This window comes from Frankia sp. CeTa3Moorea, from assembly GCF_978021225.1.
Genome location: NZ_CDXDOR010000055.1, coordinates 12,011 through 32,341, shown reverse-complemented (window position 1 = coordinate 32,341; position 20,331 = coordinate 12,011). Strand labels below are relative to the sequence as shown.

General features: G+C 71.9%; 21 protein-coding genes and 2 pseudogenes. 14 read left to right on the top strand and 9 right to left on the bottom strand.

What is annotated here, in order from left to right; genetic code table 11:
* Window positions 1-422, bottom strand: a 422-nt coding sequence (locus AC08OV_RS12095; protein WP_476613605.1) for a TetR/AcrR family transcriptional regulator, incomplete at its 3' end; no start/stop codon positions are given.
* A 147-nt stretch (window positions 423-569) separates the two neighbouring features.
* Entirely contained in the window at window positions 570-845 is a 276-nt protein-coding gene (locus AC08OV_RS12090; RefSeq protein ID WP_476613606.1) for an SAM-dependent methyltransferase, read from the bottom strand.
* 238 nt (window positions 846-1,083) lie between these two features.
* Here AC08OV_RS12090 and AC08OV_RS12085 point away from each other — a divergent pair, with 238 nt between their 5' ends.
* Together AC08OV_RS12085 and AC08OV_RS12080 are read left to right on the top strand one after the other, a co-directional pair.
* Window positions 1,084-1,383 (top strand): type II toxin-antitoxin system Phd/YefM family antitoxin, encoded by a 300-nt coding sequence (locus AC08OV_RS12085; RefSeq protein WP_476613607.1) that lies wholly within the window; start codon window positions 1,084-1,086, stop codon window positions 1,381-1,383.
* Entirely contained in the window at window positions 1,380-1,667 is a 288-nt protein-coding gene (locus AC08OV_RS12080; RefSeq protein ID WP_476613608.1) for a type II toxin-antitoxin system RelE family toxin, read from the top strand. Before AC08OV_RS12085 ends, AC08OV_RS12080 begins: the two co-directional genes overlap by 4 nt.
* A 68-nt stretch (window positions 1,668-1,735) precedes the next feature.
* On the opposite strand, the gene AC08OV_RS12075 is transcribed toward AC08OV_RS12080, so the two are convergent.
* Window positions 1,736-3,025: an SMP-30/gluconolactonase/LRE family protein gene (locus AC08OV_RS12075; RefSeq protein ID WP_476613609.1), complete on the bottom strand. Its 1,290-nt coding sequence runs from the start codon at window positions 3,023-3,025 to the stop codon at window positions 1,736-1,738.
* 121 nt (window positions 3,026-3,146) lie between these two features.
* Between AC08OV_RS12075 and AC08OV_RS12070 the strand changes: the two genes are divergently transcribed.
* The 3 genes and pseudogenes from AC08OV_RS12070 to AC08OV_RS12060 form a co-directional block, all read left to right on the top strand.
* Window positions 3,147-3,833 (top strand): response regulator transcription factor, encoded by a 687-nt coding sequence (locus AC08OV_RS12070; RefSeq protein WP_476613610.1) that lies wholly within the window; start codon window positions 3,147-3,149, stop codon window positions 3,831-3,833.
* A gap of 4 nt (window positions 3,834-3,837) precedes the next feature.
* Window positions 3,838-5,322 carry a sensor histidine kinase gene (locus tag AC08OV_RS12065; RefSeq protein ID WP_476613611.1) on the top strand — a complete coding sequence of 495 codons (1,485 nt, stop codon included), beginning with the start codon at window positions 3,838-3,840 and terminating at the stop codon, window positions 5,320-5,322.
* 120 nt (window positions 5,323-5,442) lie between these two features.
* A pseudogene (locus AC08OV_RS12060) lies at window positions 5,443-5,532 on the top strand (IS6 family transposase); the annotation flags it as partial.
* Between the two features lie 72 nt (window positions 5,533-5,604).
* On the opposite strand, the gene AC08OV_RS12055 reads toward AC08OV_RS12060, so the two are convergent.
* Window positions 5,605-6,195: a TetR/AcrR family transcriptional regulator gene (locus AC08OV_RS12055; RefSeq protein ID WP_476619673.1), complete on the bottom strand. Its 591-nt coding sequence runs from the start codon at window positions 6,193-6,195 to the stop codon at window positions 5,605-5,607.
* On the opposite strand from AC08OV_RS12055, the pseudogene AC08OV_RS12050 reads away from it, so the two are divergent.
* The 3 genes and pseudogenes from AC08OV_RS12050 to AC08OV_RS12040 all read left to right on the top strand — a co-directional run bounded on the left by AC08OV_RS12050 (window position 6,143) and on the right by AC08OV_RS12040 (window position 9,436).
* Window positions 6,143-7,197, top strand: a pseudogene (locus AC08OV_RS12050) (SDR family NAD(P)-dependent oxidoreductase). The gene AC08OV_RS12055 and the pseudogene AC08OV_RS12050 overlap by 53 nt on opposite strands.
* Entirely contained in the window at window positions 7,197-7,943 is a 747-nt protein-coding gene (locus AC08OV_RS12045) for an SDR family NAD(P)-dependent oxidoreductase (RefSeq protein ID WP_476613613.1), read from the top strand. The pseudogene AC08OV_RS12050 and the gene AC08OV_RS12045 overlap by 1 nt, the downstream one beginning before the upstream one ends.
* Entirely contained in the window at window positions 7,943-9,436 is a 1,494-nt protein-coding gene (locus AC08OV_RS12040) for an LLM class flavin-dependent oxidoreductase (RefSeq protein WP_476613614.1), read from the top strand. Before AC08OV_RS12045 ends, AC08OV_RS12040 begins: the two co-directional genes overlap by 1 nt.
* On the opposite strand, the gene AC08OV_RS12035 is transcribed toward AC08OV_RS12040, so the two are convergent.
* The 3 genes from AC08OV_RS12035 to AC08OV_RS12025 all read right to left on the bottom strand — a co-directional run bounded on the left by AC08OV_RS12035 (window position 9,418) and on the right by AC08OV_RS12025 (window position 12,593).
* Window positions 9,418-10,275, bottom strand: coding sequence for an acyl-CoA dehydrogenase family protein (locus AC08OV_RS12035; RefSeq protein WP_476613615.1), 858 nt, complete (start codon window positions 10,273-10,275; stop codon window positions 9,418-9,420). The genes AC08OV_RS12040 and AC08OV_RS12035 overlap by 19 nt on opposite strands.
* Window positions 10,276-10,359: 84 nt before the next feature.
* Window positions 10,360-11,895, bottom strand: coding sequence for an MFS transporter (locus tag AC08OV_RS12030; protein ID WP_476613616.1), 1,536 nt, complete (start codon window positions 11,893-11,895; stop codon window positions 10,360-10,362).
* Entirely contained in the window at window positions 11,892-12,593 is a 702-nt protein-coding gene (locus AC08OV_RS12025; RefSeq protein WP_476613617.1) for a DsbA family oxidoreductase, read from the bottom strand. The genes AC08OV_RS12030 and AC08OV_RS12025 overlap by 4 nt, the downstream gene beginning before the upstream one ends.
* A 115-nt stretch (window positions 12,594-12,708) precedes the next feature.
* Here AC08OV_RS12025 and AC08OV_RS12020 point away from each other — a divergent pair, with 115 nt between their 5' ends.
* Entirely contained in the window at window positions 12,709-13,065 is a 357-nt protein-coding gene (locus tag AC08OV_RS12020; protein WP_476619672.1) for a winged helix-turn-helix transcriptional regulator, read from the top strand.
* 410 nt (window positions 13,066-13,475) lie between these two features.
* Here the strand turns inward: AC08OV_RS12020 and AC08OV_RS12015 are convergent, their stop codons facing one another.
* Window positions 13,476-13,703: a hypothetical protein gene (locus AC08OV_RS12015; RefSeq protein ID WP_476613619.1), complete on the bottom strand. Its 228-nt coding sequence runs from the start codon at window positions 13,701-13,703 to the stop codon at window positions 13,476-13,478.
* Between the two features lie 9 nt (window positions 13,704-13,712).
* On the opposite strand from AC08OV_RS12015, the gene AC08OV_RS12010 reads away from it, so the two are divergent.
* From AC08OV_RS12010 to AC08OV_RS11990, 5 genes are read left to right on the top strand one after another with little or no spacing between them, the layout of a single operon-like run.
* Window positions 13,713-15,095, top strand: coding sequence for an ABC transporter substrate-binding protein (locus tag AC08OV_RS12010; RefSeq protein ID WP_476613620.1), 1,383 nt, complete (start codon window positions 13,713-13,715; stop codon window positions 15,093-15,095).
* 12 nt (window positions 15,096-15,107) lie between these two features.
* Window positions 15,108-16,094 (top strand): ABC transporter permease, encoded by a 987-nt coding sequence (locus AC08OV_RS12005; protein ID WP_476613621.1) that lies wholly within the window; start codon window positions 15,108-15,110, stop codon window positions 16,092-16,094.
* Window positions 16,084-17,217, top strand: coding sequence for an ATP-binding cassette domain-containing protein (locus AC08OV_RS12000; protein ID WP_476619671.1), 1,134 nt, complete (start codon window positions 16,084-16,086; stop codon window positions 17,215-17,217). Before AC08OV_RS12005 ends, AC08OV_RS12000 begins: the two co-directional genes overlap by 11 nt.
* The gene (locus AC08OV_RS11995) at window positions 17,153-17,950 is read left to right on the top strand and encodes an ABC transporter ATP-binding protein (RefSeq protein WP_476616011.1); all 798 of its coding nucleotides are present in this window, start codon (window positions 17,153-17,155) and stop codon (window positions 17,948-17,950) included. The genes AC08OV_RS12000 and AC08OV_RS11995 overlap by 65 nt, the downstream gene beginning before the upstream one ends.
* On the top strand, window positions 17,895-18,803 hold the full coding sequence (locus tag AC08OV_RS11990) for a glutathione S-transferase C-terminal domain-containing protein (RefSeq protein ID WP_476616012.1): 909 nt from the start codon (window positions 17,895-17,897) through the stop codon (window positions 18,801-18,803). Before AC08OV_RS11995 ends, AC08OV_RS11990 begins: the two co-directional genes overlap by 56 nt.
* Before the next feature lie 78 nt (window positions 18,804-18,881).
* Here AC08OV_RS11990 and AC08OV_RS11985 read toward each other — a convergent pair whose 3' ends face one another.
* Window positions 18,882-19,268 (bottom strand): AfsR/SARP family transcriptional regulator, encoded by a 387-nt coding sequence (locus AC08OV_RS11985; protein ID WP_476619674.1) that lies wholly within the window; start codon window positions 19,266-19,268, stop codon window positions 18,882-18,884.
* Between the last annotated feature and the right edge of the window lie 1,063 nt (window positions 19,269-20,331).

Genomic DNA, 20,331 nt, shown 5'->3' with positions numbered 1-20,331 from the left:
GCCTCCTCGTCCCGGGCGGCGTGCTGCGCCAGCCGGCCGAGCAGACTCGGAACGGAGAACACCATCCCGTGATAGGCGAGCACCTCGCGGTCGTCGTTGAGCCCGGTGACCGGATCATACCGCCGCAGCCCCTCGACGAAATGCCGCTCGAGCGCACCGAGCGGCGACTCGCCGGCGGCCCGCTCCCGCACCACCCGGGCTGCCTCCCCGTGATGGTCCGCGATGCGGTACAGAAGAAGGTCCTCCTTACTGGAAAAATAGGTGAAAAGCGTCGGCTTCGAGACCTCCGCCGCGGCCGCGATCTCCGCGACGGAAACGCTGTCGAAACCACGGTCGAGAAAAAGCCGTATCGCTGCCTCGGAAAGAGCATCACGGGTTCGCTGCTTTTTCCGCTCCCGCAGCCCCGTCACCTCGTCAGCCATGACGACAATTGGCGGGGTCAAACGGTCGTAGCGACGCCTCGATAGGATGATCGTGACCGCGACGCCGTTCACGTGGAAGTACACCGCCGCCGATCTCGCCCGGCACCTCGCCCGGCTCCCGGACCAGGAACCCGCAGCGGCCGTCCGTCAGCCCGTGCCCGAGGCCGCCTGACGACCCCCGAGGAACTTCCAGCGCCAACCACTTAGGAAGGCCTGGGTGATGGCATATGCCTCGTCAAGATCACCGATCAGCCCCATGATCGAGCTCAGGATTAGGCCGACGGGTTCGGCGAGGTCGAGGGTCTCGGCCGCGCGTTCGAGGATCACCATCGGCTCGTGGACGTCGGCATCGAGGGTGGCGGTCACGCCCTCGGGCGCTCCGACGAGCAGCGCGCGGGCGTGCGTCAGGACGAGAGGTACCACCCTCTGGTTGCACACGCACTCGTGGGACGGCTCGGCAGGCGTCCGTCGTCGGCGTGGCCCGGGTGCCTGCCGTGGCCCGGCCCCGCGCGGCGGGCTCGGGATCTGCGCGGATGATGGCCGAGTTGCCACCCGGTGTGCACGGCCGGGGCGCCATGGCCTCCGGGCTGACTGTGTCTGTGGCTGATTCGAGCCGCGAGTTCTGCCTTAACTTCACGCCACTTGAGCGTAGACTGAGATCGTGACGAGACTGCCCTTCACGGATGCTCGGAACCGCCTCTCGGAGCTGCTCGATGACGTCGAGCGAACCCATGACCGGGTAGAGATCACCCGCCATGGTCACGCCGTGGCGATCCTCGTCTCGCCCGACGACCTCGCGGCGCTGGAGGAGACCGTCGAGGTGCTGTCGAACCGCGAGACCATGTGGCAGTTGGCCGAGTCCCGCGCCGCTGTCGAGGCCGGCGACGTACTTGACGCTGAGGACCTGGCGGCGCTCATGGCCAAGCGTGCCGCGCCGGGTGCCAGGGGACCCTCGTCATGACGGGCACTGCTGGGCCGTACCGTCTGGAGATCACCGGTCCGGCGGCACGCACGCTTGCTGGACGTATCCCGGAAAAGGTTGCCACAGCCGTACACGAGTTCATCACCACGACGCTCCTGGAGAACCCGCACAGGCTCGGTAAGCGTCTCCTCTACCCGCCCTACGCTGGAACCTGGTCGGCGCGGCGAGGCACGTACCGAGTGCTCTATGAGATCGACGAAGAGAACCGAGTCGTTCTCGTGACCGCCGTAGAGCACCGCGCCGACGCATACCGCGCGCGTTGAGCGGCGAGACCGCGGCGTGCTGGTACGAGCACCGCTGATATCCCCATTCTGCGGTCGCCTCCGTCGGCTCAGCCGTTGAGCTCCGGAGGCAGGGGGATGCGGGCGATGCCGCGGTCGGCGAGGGAGCCGAAGATGACGTGGCCCTCGTGGGGCAGGGCGGAGCTGACCGCGTAGTAGCGGCCGGTGGTGTCGTGGAAGCTGAAGACCGGTTCGCCCTCGGGGCTGAGGACCAGGGCGAACCCGTACGGCGCGCGCAGGTCACCGCCGCCGGGCGGCATGGCGGCGACCTGTCGGCGCAGGTCGGCGTTGGTGATGAGCGCGTCGACAGCGTCCGAGCGCAGGTCGCTGCCGCCCACCCACACCCGGCCCCGGTCGTCAATAGTGATGTTGTCGGGTCCGTTGATGAGATACGGCCCGAACTGCTCGGTTGTGCCTTCGCGTCCCTCGTCGAGCCACACTCGGGTGATCCGGAGGCGGAACGACTCGGCGACGAGAACGTAGCTCTCGTCCGGGGCGATGTCGACGCCATTGGCGAAGTACAGACCATCGGCCACGACGTCGGTGACGCCGGTGGACGGCTCGTAGCGCAGCAGCCGGCCGTTGGGCCGCCCGTCGAGGAGGTCGTTGGGGAACCCGGGGAAGTAGACGGTACTGGCCTCGGTGAAGTAGATCGTTCCGTCCGCGGCTACGGTGACCTCGTCCGCGAAGAAGATCAGGTTTCCGTCGAGCCGGTCGGTCAGGACCCAGGCGTCGCCGGTGACGACGTCGACCGCCATGACGCCCTGTTCTGCGACGGCGGCGATCAGGACGTGCTCCGAGTAGGCGGCGAGGCCGAGCGGGCGGCCCTCCACGGTGGCGACGCGCTCGGAGGACTCGATGGCGCCGTTCACGCCCTGATTGAGTCGCCAGACCCCGCCGTCGGTGGTGCCGGTGTAGAGCTGCCCGTCGAGGCCGAGGACGACGTCCTCGGCGCCTTCGAGCTGCTCCTCACCAAAGATCTCGGCCTGTTCGATCAGGTTGTTCACCGCCAGCGCTCCCTCCATCGCCGGTCGGGGCGGGGCGTCCGTCCACACCACGGGATCGAAGTCGGGCGGCAGCTCCGCGACGCGACGGTCCACCGCCGCACCGGTGGGTTCCCGGCGAGGAAGCTCGGGCCGCTCACCGGCAGCAGTGGCGGTACCGGTGGAGGCAGCAGGGGCTTCCGTCGCGTCGGCATCGGAGTCGCCGTCGGCGCACGCGGCGGCGAGCAGGCTCGTGGTGAGAAGGGCGGCGACGAGGGCGGAGGAGGCACGGGCCGGGGCGACCGGGCACGGGCCGGTGGGCCGGCCCGGCTCGCGGCGACGAGGGAGATTTCGCATGGGTGGGAGCAGAACACTCCGGCCTCAGCCGCCCTTCCGTGCCACCTCAGGACAGGCTCAGGATGCCGTGGTCACGCCCGTCCTGAGCCTGTCCTGAGGTGGCGGTGCTTGACTGCAGGCCATGCCGCCTCGTCTGCTCGTGGTCGACGACGACGACGCCATCCGTGACATGGTCGGGACGGCGCTGCGGTACGCGGGCTTCGAGACGACTGTCGCGGTGGACGGGAACGACGCGCTGGCCAAGCTCGCGGAGGCGACGCCCGACCTGATCATCCTCGACGTGCTGATGCCCGGGGTGGACGGGCTCGAACTCTGCCGCCGCCTGCGCGGGCGCGGCGAGACCACACCCATCATCTTCCTCACGGCGCGGGCGTCGAGCCGCGACGTCCTGGAGGGCTTCGGGCGGGGCGGCGACGACTACGTCACCAAGCCGTTCGTCCTCGACGAGTTGGTGGCCCGCATCCGCGCGGTGCTGAGCCGGGTCGGGTCCCCTGCCTCCGACGGGTCGCTGATCTGCGCCGACCTGGTACTGAACGGGGAACGCCACGAGGTGCGTCGCGCCGGGCGACGGATCGAGCTCTCGCCCACCGAGTTCAACCTGCTCCGTTACCTGATGGTCAACTCGGGGCGGGTGCTGTCCAAGTACCAGATCCTCGACCGGGTGTGGAACCAGGACGCCGACGGCGACGGACACGTCGTGGAGACCTACATCAGCACCCTGCGCCGCCGCCTCGACGTGGGCGACGGAGGGCCGCTGATCCACACGATCCGGGGCGTGGGCTACACGCTTCGGCCCACCGGGGAGTGAGCTCGTGCGCCTGCGCACGAAGTTGACCCTGGGTATCCTCGTGGTGACGTTCCTGGTGTTCCTGGTGGTCGGGTTCGTGGCCATCCCCACTGCCAAGCACGCGCTCCGCGACCGCATCGACGACCGGGTGCGGGCCGACCTGCCGCGGATCCGCGCCTCATTCCTCGCCACGGACGGCGGTGTGCGGGGCGGGTCCGCCGGCGACGGTGCCGGCCTGGACGAACGCGGCTACGCCGTGATGATGATCGACGGCTCCACGACGACCGTGCTGGCCACCCCGGAGACGTCCGCACCGCCGGACCTGCCCGGGATCACCGCCCCCGGCCGGGAGATCGAGTACGCGACGGCCCCCGACGGCGCGACCTACCGTTACGCCGTCACCGACCTCGGCGACGGGCGCCTGCTGGCCGTGGCCGCACCCGTCGACGACCTGACCAGCCTCGTCGACGATCTCATCCGCACCTTCGTCGTCATCGGAACCGGTGGTGCCGCAGCGCTGGGGGCCTTGGCGTGGCTGTGGATCCGGCACGGAACCCGGCAGATCGGGCACCTGACCAGGCGGGCCGAGTCCATCGCCGGCGGCGATCCCGACCGCAGCCTCGTCGTGGCCGCCACGACCACCGAGCTGCGCCAGCTCAGCCACGCCCTCGACGCGATGGTCGCCGGCATCGACCGTTCACTGGCGGCCCAGGCGCGGTCGGAGGCCCGGCTGCGGGAGTTCATCGCCAACGCGTCCCACGAGTTGCGCACCCCGCTCACCAGCGTGAGCGGCTACCTGCAGCTCGACCTCGACGGCGCCTTCGCCGATCCCGAACACCACCAGCACTCGATGCGGCGTGCCCTCGGCGAGGCCAGCCGCATGCGGCGCATCGTCACCGATCTCCAGCTGCTCACCGAGCTCGACGAGAACCCCCTGCCGGTCACCGCCGACGTGGACACCGGCCCGCTGCTGCGTGACGCCGTGCACGACGCGCGCACCATGGACCCGACGCGGACCTGGATCCTGGACCTATCCGCCGACCCGCTTGTCGTCTCCGGCGACGCCCACCACCTCCGGCAGATCGTGACCAACCTGCTGAACAACGTGCGCGTCCACACGCCGCCCGCCACCATCGCCACCGTGCGGGCGAGCCTGCGGGACGGATCGGTCGTGATCGAGGTGTCCGACAACGGGCCAGCCCTGCCCGTCGAGGATCTCGAGCGGGTGTTCGACCGGTTCTGGCGCCACGACCCGTCGCGATCACGGGCCTCGGGCGGCAGCGGGCTCGGCCTCTCCATCGTCGCCGCGATCGTCGCCGCGCACGGCGGCATCGCCGAAGCGACCCGCGCCCCCGAACGCGGCCTCACCGTCCGGATCACCCTCCCCGTCTCCGACAGCCTGCCAACGCCGAGCGAGGGATCCGCGGTTTCTCATCGAAGATGGGACGACACGGAGACCACGTCCAGTCACTCGGCTTCGCCTCGCGGGATGGATGATCATGGCAGGTGATCCTGGGTTCCGCAGGTCGGCGGCCAGGTAGCGGGTCGCCCGGGTGAGGAAGTGGCGCAACTGCTGGGCGGCTGTCCGTGCGGCGGGATAGACGGCGATCGCCTTTTCGGCGGCTTCCCGATCCGCCGCGGCCACTACGAACTCGCCACCGACACCGACCCACAGCTCCGGCTGGCAGCCGCATGCATGGAACTCGCCGCCGCGATCTGACCGAAGGTCACCATGGCCGCTGGCATGCTCTGCCCCCTACGAACGCAACACCGCCCGCCAGACCCGCTGGGCTCAGCGGGCTTCGGGCGGCGTGGAGGACAACCAGGGCCGGGCGACATCGGCCCAGCTCATCGGCGGGCCGGACAGCGGCTCCGCGGCTGGGGCGCGCAGCCCGGACAGGATCAGGGAGATGTAGCGCCGATCGAAGTCGGGAAGCTGCTCGGCGCTGCCACGCTGGCCCCGCAGCCGCTGGAAGATCAGGCAGAGGTCCGCGGCATTGACGTCGGCGCGCAGCGTACCGTCGGCGTGGGCGCGCGCCACCACCCGCTCGATGCCGGCCTGCATGCGTTCCACGGCCTTCAGCAGCTCGGGGGTGACCGTGAACGTGCCGGCGACCTTGCCGAACGCGCCGAAGCCGACTTCGGCACAGCGGTGCGTGAACCGGGTGAGCGCGGCCCAGCCGTCCGGCTCCGCCGTCACCGCGGCCTCGGCTTCCTCGGCTACCTGCGTAGCACTGATGATGCACATCTGCCGAATGAGTTCTTCTTTGCTTTCGTAACGGCGGTAGAGCGTTCCCTGCCCGACGTGGGCGCGACTCGCGATTGCCGACATGGGCGCGTCGGCCCCGAATTCCGCGAAAATCTCACGAGCCGCCGCCAACACCCGCCGATCGTTACGATCCGCTTCCGCCTGCCGGCCGTCTCTTCGTGATCCCGCTATCCGCCCCACGTGGGCCACGTTACCAGAGGCCGACGACGCCGCTGGTGGCCGTCATCCCGCCGGGGGGTGCGGGCGGGCGCGCTCAAGCGGTCTTCGAGCCGACCTAAAGTCACCGCGCCAAGGCTGGGTGCCACCGGCGCAGCCAAGAAGGGAAGCCGTGATGACACGGACGTTTGAGCCGGTCGCGCTGGTCACCGGCGCGACCAGCGGAATCGGGCTGGAGATCGCGATACGGCTCGGGGAACGCGGCGCGCGTCTCTACCTGTGTGCCCGGGGCAGCGACGACCTCGCCGCCACGATCGAAGATCTACGGGGCAAGGGATTCGACGCGAGCGGCACGATACGCGATGTCAGCCGCCCCGAACAGATACGCTCCTACGTCGCGGCCGCGGTGGACCATTTCGGCCCCGTCGACATCTTGGTGAACAACGCCGGCCGTAGCGGCGGGGGGCGACCGCGCAGATTTCCGACGAACTCTGGTTCGACGTCATCAACACAAATCTCAACAGCGTCTTCCTGATGACGAGGGAGGTTCTCACCACCGGCCGCATGCTCGAACTCGGCCGCGGCCGGATCATCAACGTGGCGTCCACCGGCGGGAAACAAGGCGTCGTTCATGCCGCGCCCTACTCCGCGTCCAAACACGGTGTCGTCGGGTTCACGAAGGCGCTCGGCCTGGAACTCGCCCCGACCGGGATCACCGTCAACGCGGTGTGCCCTGGCTTCGTCGAGACGCCGATGGCCGGACAGGTGCGCCGGCACTACGCCGGGATCTGGGGCGTCTCCGAGCAGGAGGCGTACAACCGGATCACGACCCGGGTACCGCTGGGCCGCTACGTCGAGTCGCGGGAGGTCGCGGCGATGGTCGAGTACCTGGTGAGCGATGATGCCGCCGCCGTGACCGCGCAGGCGCTCAACGTCTGCGGCGGATTGGGCAACTACTGATGGGCGCGCGGCCCGTCGCGCTCGTGACCGGCTCGTCGTCCGGGATCGGGGAGGCGGTGGCCAGCCGGCTGGCGCGGGAGGGCTTCCGGCTGGTCGTCAACTCCGCCCGCTCGCCGGAGGCCGGCGAGAAGGTCGCCGCGGCCCTGGACGGCGTGTACGTGCAGGCGGACATCGCCGTGCCGCAGGACGCCCGCCGGCTGGTCGAGCACACCGTCGACCGTTTCGGCCGGCTGGACGTCCTGGTGAACAACGCCGGGGTCACCCGGACCATCCCGCACGCCGATCTGGAGAGCGCGACGCCGCAGGTATGGCGGGAGATCCTCGACGTGAACGTCCTCGGCACCTGGCAGGTCACCGTGGCCGCCATGCCCCACCTGGCGTCGACCGGGGACGGCCTGGTCGTCAACATCTCCTCCGTCGCCGGGAGCCGACCGGCGGGCAGCTGCCTGCCGTACGCCGTCAGCAAGGCCGCGATCGAGCATATGACGCGGCTGCTGGCCGCCGTGACCGGTCCCACGGTGCGGGTGAACGCGGTTGCCCCCGGCCTGGTGGAAACCCCGTGGACCCGCGACGATGCCTGTTTCGCGCCCATCGCCGAGAAGGTTCGGGCGCAGACTCCGCTGCGGCGGGTCGGCACCGCGCAGGATGTCGCCGAGGCCGTGCTCGGCCTGACCAGAGCCGGATACACGACCGGGCAGGTCCTCTCGGTCGACGGCGGTGCCCATCTTCTCTGCGGGAGTCCCTGATGCGGCTCGGCGCGAATCTGACCTATGAGCGGGCGGGTGACCTGGGACTGGCCGCGGAACGCCTCGGTTACGACGTGGTCCTCGCCCCGGAGGGCTACCGTTCCGAGGCGGCGGCTGTTCTCGGCCTCGTCGCCGGGCGGACGCAGCGCGTCGGCCTCGCGTCGGGCGTCATGCAGATCCCGGCCCGGCCACCCGGCCTCGCCGCGCTCACGGCCGCGACGCTGGACGCGATCAGCGGCGGCCGGTTCCGCCTGGGGCTCGGGGTGTCCAACCCCGATGTCTCCCTGGGCTGGTACGGCGTTCCCTTCGATCGCCCGCTCGGCCGGACCCGCGAGTACGTCGACATCGTGCGCCGGGCGATCGCCGGCGGGCCGGTGACCTATCACGGCGAGCACTTCCGGCTGCCGCCGACGGCGGACGGCGCCGCCGCCCCGCTGCATCTGCTCACCGACGTGCCGCGCCGGGGCATCCCGGTCTATCTGGCCGCCGTCGGCCCCCGGGCCCTGCGGCTGGCCGGGGAGATCGCGGACGGCTGGATCGGCGTGTTCACCTCGCCGGAGGCGGTCGGCAGAGCCGTCCGGGAGATCCAGGCCGGCCAGGAGATCCAGGCCGGCCAGCGGATCCAGGCCGGCGCAGGTCCCGGCGGCGGCACGGCGGGTCGCCCTGCGGGCGACTTCGATGTCCTGACGAGTCTGCCCACCGCCGTCGCCGAGGACGTCGACGACGCGCTCGACATCCTGCAGGGGCAGTACCTGTGCCCGCTCGGCATCGGCCACCCGGACCGCAACGTCTACTGCGCGCTGGCGCGGGAGATGGGATACGCCCGTGAGGTCTCCCTGCTGCGGGAGCGACTGGCCGCAGGCGACCGAGCCGGCGCGGGTGCCGCCCTGCCCAGGCCGTTCATCGACCGCACGGCGCTGGCGGGTCCGGTGACCAGGATCGCCGACCGGATGCGGGAGTACGCCGACGCCGGTGTCACCACGCTGAGCGTCATGGTCTCGGCCGCGGCGACCACCCTCGAGGGCCGGCTGCGGATCCTGAGCGGAGCCGCCGAGGCATGGGAGCGGTCCGGGACGGGGGATGACCGGCGCAGCCGCCGGCAGGGCCGACGCGGGCTGTTCCGGGCCGGCGGCCGGGTCGCCGGCGGCCTCCACCGTCCGATAGGGATGGTGACCGACCGTCGTGGGTCCCTCCAGGACGCCCGGCAGGCTCCGGATCGTGCGGCCGAGCGCCGCCCGCTCCGGGTCTGTCCGCAGGAACTCCCGGTAGCTGTCCTCGTCCGCCCAGGCGGCCACGAGGGTGACGAACTCGCCGTCGACGCTCAGATGCACCATCGCGGACCGGAAGCCCGCGCGGTGGCGCACCCACCCCTCGGCCCCGGTCAGGAAGAGATCACCGACGATCCGCTGGGTCGCGGCTCCGTCCACCCGGGTGGTGACGATCGCGACGAAATGGCCGTAGCCGGGCACGGGCATCAACTCTCCTTCGACTGATCCGGCGGACCCGACGAGTCGGCGGCATGGCCCGCGGCGTCGACCTCGGCGGCGGCCCGGGCCGCCGCGGTGTTCTCCCGCCCCCACAGCGACCAGGCGCGCGCCAGGCCCTGGGCCGCACCGAGCAGCGGGGCCGCGAAGGCCAGGCCGTTCACCGCCATCAGCGGCACCTGGTAGCAGTCGGCCTGCCCGGCAGCATCGCGGCCGCGGGCGACCGCCGCGAAGGGGAACGAACGATGGGTGGGGACGAACGTCTCCGACAGGACCAGCGTGTGGCTTCCGGTCGCCCGCATGCCGATCGCGGACCAGGTGTCCTGGATCCGGAACGACGCGCGCGGCACGGCGAAGAACCGGGTCTCCCCGTCGCCGGCCACCCGCCCGCCCAGCAGCGCCCAGTCGGCGAACTCGACCCCGCTGACGTAGGGCCAGGCGCCGCCGAGCACCCAGCCCTGCGTCGTGGGCGTGGCCAGCCCCACCGGCACGAGACCGCCGACGATGAGGGCGTCCGGGCCGACGGCCCACACCTCCCCCTGTCCCTCGTCGGGCAGGAAGGCGGCCATCCGGCCGAGGTGGGCGCTCAGCGAGGCCAACCACGCCGCCGACGCGCATCCTTCGCCGACCACCGCCACGGCGCGGAGCAGGTCGACGAAGCCTCCCTGCGTCCCGCCCCACAGGCGGGGCACCAGGTGGCGGACGAAGCCGGCGTCGGCGAGGGCCCGCACGACGGCGGGGTCGAGGCGACGGCGGGCGTCCACAGCCGGCGCGTGCTGGGCGGCGAGCGGGTAGACGCCCGCCGCCGCGGCGGTCAGCTCGGTGTCGAGGACGGGTGGGCTCGGCATGGGATGCCCCCTGGTGATGGCGGACCGACAGCAGATGCGCCGCCTACTCCACGGCACGACGCTCGTGGGCCGTTGGAGTCCGGGTCAGGATGGCGCGTCGCGGCCGTGGGCCGGCGCCGGACCGGTACTCACCTGTTGCCCTCCCACCCCCGCCGGGCTGGCGGCCCTGGCCGGCTCCGGGTGATCGCCGCGGGCCGGCTGGGCCCGGCCGACGGTGGCGGCGGCGAGCGGGGCTATCACGGCGCCGAGCACGCCGGCGCCGGCGGCGAACCAGAAGGCAATCATGAAGGTCGAGCCGGTCGTTACCCCCGTCGTCGTGGTCCCGGAGGCGATCAGGGCCGCCGTCACCTGGGTTCCCACGCACCCGCCGACGGTGCGCGCGATGTTGTTGATGCCGTTGGTCGTCCCCATCCGCTCCGGCGGCACGAGTTCGGCGATCGTCTTGGGCAGAGCCGCCATGACCAGGCCGGACCCCGCGCCGATCACCGTGTAGAACACGACGTGCTCCCAGATGCTGCCATGGGCACCGGCCAGCAGCACCACGCCGCCCACGGTCACGGCGAAGCCGACCAGCAGGGGCGCGCGCCCGCCCAGCCGGCGCGCCACACCGCCCACCGTCATGCTCGCGGGCATGACCACGAGGGCACCGGGCAGCATGATCAGACCCGCGACGGTGATGGAGGTGCCGAAGCCATAGCCGCCCGCGTCCTGGGGAGTCTGGGCGAACCGTGGGAGCGTCACGTAGAAGACGTAGGACAGGACGCCGTAGAGGAACGCCGACAGGTGCGTGGTCAGCATGGGCCGGTGGGTGAACTCGCGGATGTCGAGCAGCGGGCTGCGCTGCCCCGCCTCCACGTACACCAGCGCGGCGGCGAGCACCACGGCCAGCACGAACAGGCCGAGCACCCGACCGGAGGACCATCCCCAGCCTGGGCCCTCGGTGAGTCCGAGAAGCAGGGCGACCAGGGTCAGGCCCAGCAGCACCGCCCCGGGCAGGTCGAGCTGGGCCCGCTCGGTCCGCCGAGGCCGCTGGTGGCGCCCGGAGGGCACCCAGACCCCGACCAGCAGGAAACTGATCACCGCGAGAGCCGTGCCGAGGACGAACAGATAGCGCCAGGAGACGTGGTCCGTCAGCAGGCCACCGATGACCAGGCCGGCGCCCGCGCCGGCGCCCACGACCCCGGAGACCATGCCGATCCCGGCGTGCAGCCGCTCGGCGGGCAGCGCCTCGCGCAGGATCGCGAACGCGAGCGGGAGCACCGAAAGCGCGCAGCCCTGGACGGCCCGGGCGGCGACGAGCTCCCCGATGTTCTGGGCGGCCGCCCCCGCGGCCGTGCCGATGCCGTAGACGGCGAGCACGACGAGCAGCACGTCACGCCGGCCGTACTGATCGCCCAGCCGGCCGATGATCGGGGTGAGCACGGCGCTGGACAGCAGAAACGCGCTCAGGATCCAGGCGGCCCCGCTCGGGGAGGTGTGCAGGTCCCGCTGCAGCAGGCCCAGCGCCGGAACGATCAGCGTCTGCATCAGGGCATATCCGAAGACGGCCACGACCAGCGCGGCGAGCACCCGCGGCGAGCCCACCGACGGGGCCGTCCCGTCCACCGTGCCGGCGCTCACCGCGCGCCCTCCCGCGCCCCGCCCGCAAGGATGCCGACCAGTACGGACCGGATACGCTCGGCCGGCTCCGTCCCGGGGATCAGCCATCGGCCGCCCGCGATGACGCTGGGCACGCCGCCCACCCCCAGGGTGGCGGCCAGTCGCTCGTCGGCCGCGACCTCGGCGGCGAACTCGCTGCCGGCGAGGACGGCGCGCACCCGCTCGGCCGGCAGACCGACCTCCTCGCCGAGCGACGCGAGCACGCCCGGATCGGCGATCGGCTGGCCCTCGACCCAGTAGGCCCGGTAGAGCCGCTCGACGAGGCTGCCCTGGAGCCCGTACGCGGCGGCGAGGTGCACCAGCCGATGGGCGTCGACGGTGTTGCCCGGACGGGCGATGTCGGGGTGGAAGGGCAGCCCCTCCGCGGCCGCCGTGGCGCCGATGCGGCCCATCGCCGCCCGCCCCGCCTCCCGGCTGCCGTTGAAACGCGCCAGGTAGTCGTAGAGATCCCCACCGCCCCGCTGGCCGTTCGGGCGTGGGTCGAGCTCGAAGCTGCGCCAACGCACCCGCACGGCGTCGGGGTCGGCGAGCCCGGCGAGCGCCGTCGAGACCCGATGGCGGCCGATATAGCAGTGTCCGCAGACGAAGTCGGACCAGATGTCGATGCTGAGCGGCTCGCCCCGGTGATCGGGGGGAGCGGTCGGTCGCGGTGCCTCCATGCGGCGCACGCTAGGTCGGGCGGCTAGCCAAAAGAAAGGCCATACCCGAAGGTAAGCTCAGGTCATGCAGGTTGGTTTGCAGCTCACGGCCGTCCCGACCGATGATCCATGTGACGTGTTCAACAGAGACTGCCCGGGGCGTGTCGTGCTCAACCACCTCACCAGCCGCTGGGGCCTGCTCATCCTGGTGGCGCTCCAGGACGGCCCGCTGCGGTTCTACGAGCTGCGGGCCCTCGTGGACGGGGTCAGCGAGAAGATGCTGTCCCAGACGCTGCGCACGCTGACCCGGGACGGTCTGCTGACCCGGGAGGTGGTGCCGACGGCCCCCCCGAGCGTGCGGTACGCGCTGACTCCCCTGGGCGCGGATGCCGCCCACCGGCTCCAGCAGGTCCTGCAGTGGGTGCGCCACAACGCGATGACGGTCTTCAGCGCCCAGAAGACCTACGACCATCAGCACCGCCGGGGCACCTGAGCTCCGGTCCGGCGATGCCGTGCGCCGCGTACGGCGGATGATTCATCGTTCGGCACGATATGGACCAGACTAGTCTGGTCCGATACGCTGCCCGCTGTGAGGGAGATCGGGCGAAGCACGGCCACCGCATCGGCGGCAGGTCTGCACCCGCTGGTGCGACGTCGCCATCTCGACCAGGGCCGCTACATGAGCGCCCTGTGTCGTCGCGGCCGCGGCTGACACCCGCTTCCGCCTTCTCCAGCGCCTTCTCCAGCCCCGGTTTCCGGGGCCGAACTGCGCCCAGTTCCGCCGCGCCGCGGCACGCGCCGGCATGTCCACCCCGCCTCGGCACCCAGACCTCATCCGCCGGTCGGGGCCAGCGCGCCTCTTGCAAAGGATCTCATCGTGCCCCGCCCCCACCGAAAATCACGTCAGCGGTTTCTTGCCGGGCCAGCCCTGGCGGTGACGGCCGTCCTCCTCGCCGCGGCCTGTTCGTCCTCGCCGGACGGGTCGGCCGCGCCCGCCGGAGCGCAGGCCGCGCCCCGTTCGGGCGGGACCCTGCGGATCGCCACCGCGAGCAGCATCACCTGCCTCGACCCGGCGCAGAACCTGTCGGGCAACAGCACGCAGCTGGTCCGGCCGCTGGTGGATTCCCTCATCTGCCGCTGGTGGATTCCCTCATCTACCAGGATCCGGCCAACGGCGCCCTGCGGCCGTGGCTGGCGTCGTCCTGGCAGGCGAGCGGGGACGGGCGGAGTTTCACCTTCCATCTCCGTCCGGGTGTGACGTTCAGCGACGGCGCGCCCCTGACCGCCGCCGCCGTGAAGACGACGTTCGACCAGATCGTCGCCCAGGGGGCGAAGGCGGCGACGGCGGCGAGTTTCCTCGCCGGCTACCAGGCCACGACCGCCGTCGACGACGCCACGGTCCGGGTCGACTTCACCACGCCCAACGTCGCCTTCCTCCAGGCGGCCTCGACGACCGCGCTGGCCCCGCTGTCCCCGGCGTCCTGGCGGAACACGCCCGCCCTGCGCTGCCAGGGACGCTTCGCCGCCTCCGGGCCGTTCGTGCTCTCCGCGTTCGCAGCGGGCCAGCGGGTACGTCTCACGGCCAGGGCCGGCTACACGTGGGGAGCCGCGGGCTGGCACTCCGGACCGGCGTTCCTGCGTAGCATCGATTTCCTCGGGGTCAGCGAGTCCGGGGTGCAGGCCGACAGCCTGACGGCCGGCCAGGTGGAGGTCGCTACCGGACTGGCCCGCCACGACCAGCAGCGGTTCAGCGGCTCCGGGTTCACCGAGGCCGCGATCCGCAACCCGGGCGTCGTCTACACCCTCACCCCGAACATCACCCGTCCCGCGCTGGCCGATCCCGCGGTCCGCGAGGCGCTGGTCCTCGGCGTCAACCGCGCCCAACTGGTCACCGCTGCTCTCGGCGACGCCTTCAATCCGGCCACCGGCATCCTGGCCCCCGCGACACCTGGCTACCTCGACCTGTCCGCCCAGCTGCGGTACGACCCGGCCAAGGCCGCGAAGCTGCTGACCGACGGCGGCTGGGTCGCCGGGGGTGACGGGATCCGGAGCAGGAACGGCACCCGGCTCAGTGTCAGCGTGCTCTACCCCTCGGTCGACACCATCAACGGACCGGCCCTGGAACTGCTGCAACAGCAGTGGCGGAAGATCGGCGTCGACCTGAAGCTGCGGGGGCTGCCGGTCTCCCAGCTCGTGCCCACGCAGGACGCCGGCGACTACGATCTACTCGCCTTCACCCAGAACCGCGGCGACGGGGACGTCCTGCGCACCGTGTTCTCCGCCTCGGCCAAGAACCGCGCCCGGATCGGCGCGGACGACCCGCTGAACGCGCTGCTCGCCCAGCAGAACCAGACCATCGAAACCGGCCGCCGTACCGGGATACTCGCCGACGCGCAACGGCACATCATCACCCAGCACTACGCCGTGCCGCTCTACCAGTACGGCTACCTCGTGGCGATGTCGGCGAAGGTCCGCGACTACTCCTCCGACGGGTCCTTCCACGGCACCTGGCTGAACGACTGAGTCGGCGCCACGATGACGGGCTATCTCCTTCGACGCGCCGGACACGCCCTGGTCGTGGTCTGGGCGGCCTACACGCTGATCTTCGCCGTGCTCCGGGTGCTGCCGGGCGACCCGGTCGCGATCATGATCGACCGGGCGGGCGGCGGGCAGGCGACTCCCAGTGGGAGCCAGCTCGCCGCGCTGCGGGAGCAGTACGGCCTGGACCGCTCCGTGCCGGCCCAGTACGTAGACTACCTGGGCGCCGCCATGACCGGTGACTTCGGCACGTCGCTGACGACGGGCGAGCCGGTGCTGCGCACGCTCGCCCGGTCGCTGCCGCCAACGCTCGCCCTCACCGCGACGGCGCTCGCGGTGGGCGTGCTGGCCGGGACGGCGCTGGCCATCGCCGCGAACCTGACCCGCCGGCGCCGCCTGGGCCCGCTGCTCGACGCGCTGCCCTCCGTGGGAATGTCCGTCCCGACGTTCCTGATCGGGCTGGTGCTGGTGCACGTCGTCGCGTTCCGGTGGCAGCTGCTGCCGGGCATCGGCAACGGGGGCGCCGCGGGAGTGGTCCTGCCGGCGGTGACCCTGGCCGTTCCGGTCGGCGCGGTGGTCGCGCAGATGCTCAGCCGCAGCCTCGCGGGCACGCTTGCCCAGCCGTACGTGGTGACCCTGCGGGCGAAGGGAGCGAGCGAGGTGCGGATCGTGCTGCGCCACGCGCTGCGCAACGCGGCACCGCCAACCTTGACGATCACCGGGCTGCTGCTGGGGAGCCTGCTCGCGGGCTCGGTCGTGGTGGAGACGGTCTTCTCCCGAGTCGGTCTGGGCCGCACGATAGCCACCGCCGTGGCGGACAAGGACGTTCCCCTGGTGCTCGCGGTGACGGTGCTCTCGGCGGCCGTCTTCGCCCTGGTGAACCTCCTCGTCGATCTGTGCTATCCGCTGCTCGATCCCCGGCTCGCCGGCCGGGCGAGCGCCCGCCGCTCCGACCCGGCCCCGGCGGGTTCCGATGTCGGCTGACCCCGGGCTCGGGGCGCGCCCGGCCGTGGCCGGCGCGGACCGCGGCCACGACCCGGTCGCTCCCCCGGTCGTCTCCGCCGCTGGCGGGACTTCCGCCGCGCACGCCACCGGAGCCCCCGACACCACCGGGACGCCCGACACCACCGGGACGCCCGACGCCGCCCGGTCCCGCCGGCGGCGGGTGCCGCCGGTCGGCACGCTGCTCGCCACCGGCGTCATCGTGGTGGTGGCGGTGTGGTGCCTGCTGCCCGGCTGGTTCGCCACCCTCAGCCCCACCGCCGTCGATCCAGCACACGCCCTGGCCGCGCCGAGCTGGACCCATCCGTTCGGCACCGACAACCTCGGCCGCGACGTGTACTCCCGGGTCGTGCACGGCACGGCGGGATCGGTGGCGGGCGCGCTGCTGGCCGTGGGCATCGCGCTGGGCGTGGGCGGGGGCGCCGGCCTGGTGGGGGGCTACTGGAGCGGCTGGGCCGAGGCGCTGGCCATCCACCGGGCGACGCCGCGATCCTTGCGGCCCGCCCAGGTGCTGCGCCTGCTGACCGACGCCGGCATCGACGACGCGGCGCGGGTGGCGCGCTCCTACCCGCACGAGCTGTCCGGCGGGACCCGGCAACGGGCCGTGATCGCGATCGCCCTGGCCTGCCGGCCCGCGCTGCTCATCGCCGACGAGCCCACCTCCGCGCTGGACGTGGTCGTCCAGCGTCGGCTGCTCGACCACCTGGCGCTGCTGTCCACCCGGGACGGGATCGGCGTCCTGCTGGTCACCCATGATCTGGCAGTCGCCGCGGAACGCGCGGACCGGCTCGTCGTCCTCGACGCCGGCGAGGTGGTCGAGCGGGGGGCAAGCGCCACCGTCCTGCGGGCGCCGGGCCATCCCGCCACTCGCTCCCTGGTGGCGGCCCGGCCCGGTGTCGCCCGGCCCGGTGTCGCCCGGCCCGGCCCCGGCTGGGCGGGACGGCAGCGGCCCCGGCGACGACGGGGGCGGCGAGGGCGCCGGGGGCCTGTCCGCCCACGGCGTCAGCCGGCTGTTCCCCGGACGCGGACCACACCACTCGGTGGTCGCCCTCGACGGCGTCAGCCTCGCGGTGCGACGCGGGGAGATCCACGCCCTCGTCGGTGAATCCGGCTCGGGCAAGTCGACACTCGCCCGCCTGCTGCTGCGGCTGGACCTCCCGACGGCGGGCACCATCCGCTTCGCCGGCGTGGACATCACCCGCCGGCGCGGCCGGGACCTGCGGGCCTTCCGGCGTCGCGTGCAGCTCGTCGCGCAGAATCCCTACGCCTCCATCGATCCGCGTTACACCGCCGCCGACGCGATCGCGGAGCCGCTGCGCGCACTGCGCCTCGTCGAGCGCGCAGCGGTGGCGCGCCGGGTGCGGGAGCTGGCCGACCAGGTCGGCCTCGCCCAAGCGCTGCTGGCCCGGCGCGCCCACGAGCTCTCCGGTGGGCAGTGCCAGCGGGTGGCGATCGCCCGGGCGCTCGCCGCGCAACCGGACATCGTCGTCTGCGACGAGGCCGTGTCGGCTCTCGACGCCACCGTCGCGGCCCGGGTCCTGGCCCTGCTCGCCGACCTGCGCGAGCACCTCGGCGTCGGCTACCTGTTCATCAGCCACGACCTGGCGGTCGTCAGCAGGATCGCCACCCGCGTCTCGGTGATGCAGGCGGGCCAGATCGTGGAGAGCGGGATGACCGCCGACGTCATCGGAGCGCCCCGGCAGCCCTATACGCGTGCGCTCGTCGACGCGGCTCCACGCCTGCCGGACGCACTGTCCACCGCCGAGGAAAGGAACCTCGACCATGACCTCTCCCGCCCATACCGACAACCCGCCGCCGGCGGTGGACGCCAGCTGTGAGGCCTCCGATCCCGCCGCGGGAATTCGCCGGCGGGAGGACGGCACCGTGTTCCGCCCTCCCGCCCGGTTCCAGGGACGGCTGTCGGCCGACCCCGCCAGCACCCACCCGGCGGAACCAGACCGCTACCGCCTGTATGTGAGCTGGGGATGCTCCTGGTCCAACCGGGCGACCATCATCCGTAACCTGCTCGGCCTCGACGACGTCCTCGCCGTCACCTATGCCGACGAGGATCCCGCCGGCCTGCGCGCGGCGTGGGAGACCATGCTGCCGGGCATCGGCCGCTACCGCGTCCCGACGCTGTGGGACGAACGCGAGCGGGTCATCGTCAGCAACGATGCCGACGGCATCACCCGCGACCTGCTCACCCAGTTCGGCGCATATGCCGGCCACGACGTCGATCTGTATCCTGAGCAGGTGCGGGAGGAGATCGACACGGTCAACGACTGGCTGTACCAGAAGATCCACAGTGTCGTCCACATCCTGGGTCACACGGCCGACCCGCAGACCCACCGGGCCCTCGTCGACGACACCGTCGCCGCGCTGTCCGCACTCGACCGCCGCCTCGCCGACCACGCCTACCTCCTGGGCGACACGCTCACCGAGTCCGACGTCCGCCTGTTCGTGTCGCTGGTCCGACTCGAGGTCGCCTTCCCGGGGATCTTCGAGGCCAACCGGGCCGAGCCGGGCGGCCATCCCCGGCTGTGGAGGTACGCCCGCACGCTGTACGCGCACCCCGCGTTCGGCCCGACGATCGACTTCGCCAGGATCCACGCCACCTTCGCCGACGCCTTCACCCACCTGCGGGCCGACGAGGTCGTGCCCGGTGGCCACCCCTCGAACTGGACGGCGTGACGGGGTCACCTCGGCCGTAGGCGGCGGGCGGCGCGGGCGGCGCGGGCGGCCTCGCCCTGGGCGTGGTGGCCGGCCCACTCACCGGGTCCCCAGCAGGGCCCGTTGCAGACTCTGGGCCTCCTGGGAGGGGTCCAGACCCAGCTCGTCCGCGAGGGTCGTGCGTAGCGTCTGGTACGCGACGAGCGCCTCGCCGCGCCGACCGGCGTGCGCGAGGGCCTCGATCAGCCGGCTGTGGAACCACTCGTTGATCGTGTGCTCGGCCACCAGCGCGCGCAGATCGCCGATGAGCTCGCGCTGATGGCCCAGCTCGAACTCCGCGCGGATGTAGGCCTCCAGGGCCCAGATCCGGCGTTCCTCCAGATGCACGACGTGGGCTTGCAGCACCCGGCCGCACATGACGTCCGCGAGCGGCGGGCCGCTCCACATCGCGAGCGCCCGGCCACAGCGTGGCGCTGGCCTCCGCAGGACGTCCCTGGTCCAGCAGGGCGCATCCCCGCGCGATGAGAGCCTGGAACGCGGTCTCGTCGATCTGTTCGGGTACGACCCGCAGCAGATATCCCGACGGCGCGGTGACCAGCAGCTCGTCGCCCGGGACGGCCAGCCGGCCCCGAAGCATGATCTTTCGCGGTTGATAGACGTAGGTCTGCAAGGTCGTGATCATACTTGCCGGGGGATTCGTGTCCCACAGTTCCCCGATGATCGTGTCGACGTGCACGATCCGGTTCGCGCGCAGCAACAGCAGCGCCAGAAGTTGGCGTACTTTCGGCAGCGTCGGCGTGCAGTTACGTCCGTCACATCACATCCGCAGGCCGCCGAGGATTTCGAAACGCGTCACCACAAGTAACCCCTTCCATCTCCCCAGCCAAGGCGGGAACCCGCCGTCGACCGCAGTCCGCGGCCTCCGGTCGACTTCACGTCAGCCGTTGGCCGCGGGCAAGCGCCGGCTACCAACGATGTAGAGCAGGGATCAAAAGTTCGGCTCGGCCTGGGCCGAGCCCGTGCCGCCCCCGCCTCGATCGAGGATTTACGACTACCGACGGCGACCAGATCGAGCAATGCCGGGCGGCGACTGTCACCAGTATCACCCGGCAGATCCCACGAAACCACTTGTCTCAAACGCCGCCGTATGCAAAGGCTCCGGCAAGAGCGCGTGGTGGCCGCGGACCTGGTCCCAGCGCGCGGTCAACACGCGCAGGAAAACCGCAGGCCAGGTCCATGTACATCGGTCCGGTAGTGCGACAGAAATATTAAGCAAGCAATTCCGGGATGGCTGGCCGGCTGTTGCGGCGACAATCCCGGGCCGTCATAATCGGATGGCGGGACGGGCGACTAGCCATGCCCCATCGAGGAGGACGAGCATGCCCGGCGACGCGTGGCAACCCGACGTGTCCATTCAGGGGTGTGCGTCCCAGCACCCTGGTGTTGATGTTGGTTTAGGTGGCGAGAGCGGTGGGCTGGAGGGTGGCGGTCCGGGGGACGGGCAGCCAGGGCTGGCCGGCGAGGGCCGTCTGGATGGCGTCGATGGCGC

Bases quoted from the DNA above. Each gene is read 5' to 3' on its own strand.
- AC08OV_RS11990 (WP_476616012.1), top strand. From the start codon at position 17,895: ATGACCTCTCCCGCCCATACCGACAACCCGCCGCCGGCGGTGGACGCC.
- AC08OV_RS12015 (WP_476613619.1), bottom strand. From the start codon at position 13,703: ATGAGGGAATCCACCAGCGGCCGGACCAGCTGCGTGCTGTTGCCCGAC.
- AC08OV_RS12035 (WP_476613615.1), bottom strand. From the start codon at position 10,275: ATGCCGAGCCCACCCGTCCTCGACACCGAGCTGACCGCCGCGGCGGCG.
- AC08OV_RS12040 (WP_476613614.1), top strand. From the start codon at position 7,943: ATGCGGCTCGGCGCGAATCTGACCTATGAGCGGGCGGGTGACCTGGGA.
- AC08OV_RS12080 (WP_476613608.1), top strand. From the start codon at position 1,380: ATGACGGGCACTGCTGGGCCGTACCGTCTGGAGATCACCGGTCCGGCG.
- AC08OV_RS12075 (WP_476613609.1), bottom strand. From the start codon at position 3,025: ATGCGAAATCTCCCTCGTCGCCGCGAGCCGGGCCGGCCCACCGGCCCG.
- AC08OV_RS12005 (WP_476613621.1), top strand. From the start codon at position 15,108: ATGACGGGCTATCTCCTTCGACGCGCCGGACACGCCCTGGTCGTGGTC.
- AC08OV_RS12070 (WP_476613610.1), top strand. From the start codon at position 3,147: ATGCCGCCTCGTCTGCTCGTGGTCGACGACGACGACGCCATCCGTGAC.
- AC08OV_RS12045 (WP_476613613.1), top strand. From the start codon at position 7,197: ATGGGCGCGCGGCCCGTCGCGCTCGTGACCGGCTCGTCGTCCGGGATC.
- AC08OV_RS12000 (WP_476619671.1), top strand. From the start codon at position 16,084: ATGTCGGCTGACCCCGGGCTCGGGGCGCGCCCGGCCGTGGCCGGCGCG.
- AC08OV_RS12025 (WP_476613617.1), bottom strand. From the start codon at position 12,593: ATGGAGGCACCGCGACCGACCGCTCCCCCCGATCACCGGGGCGAGCCG.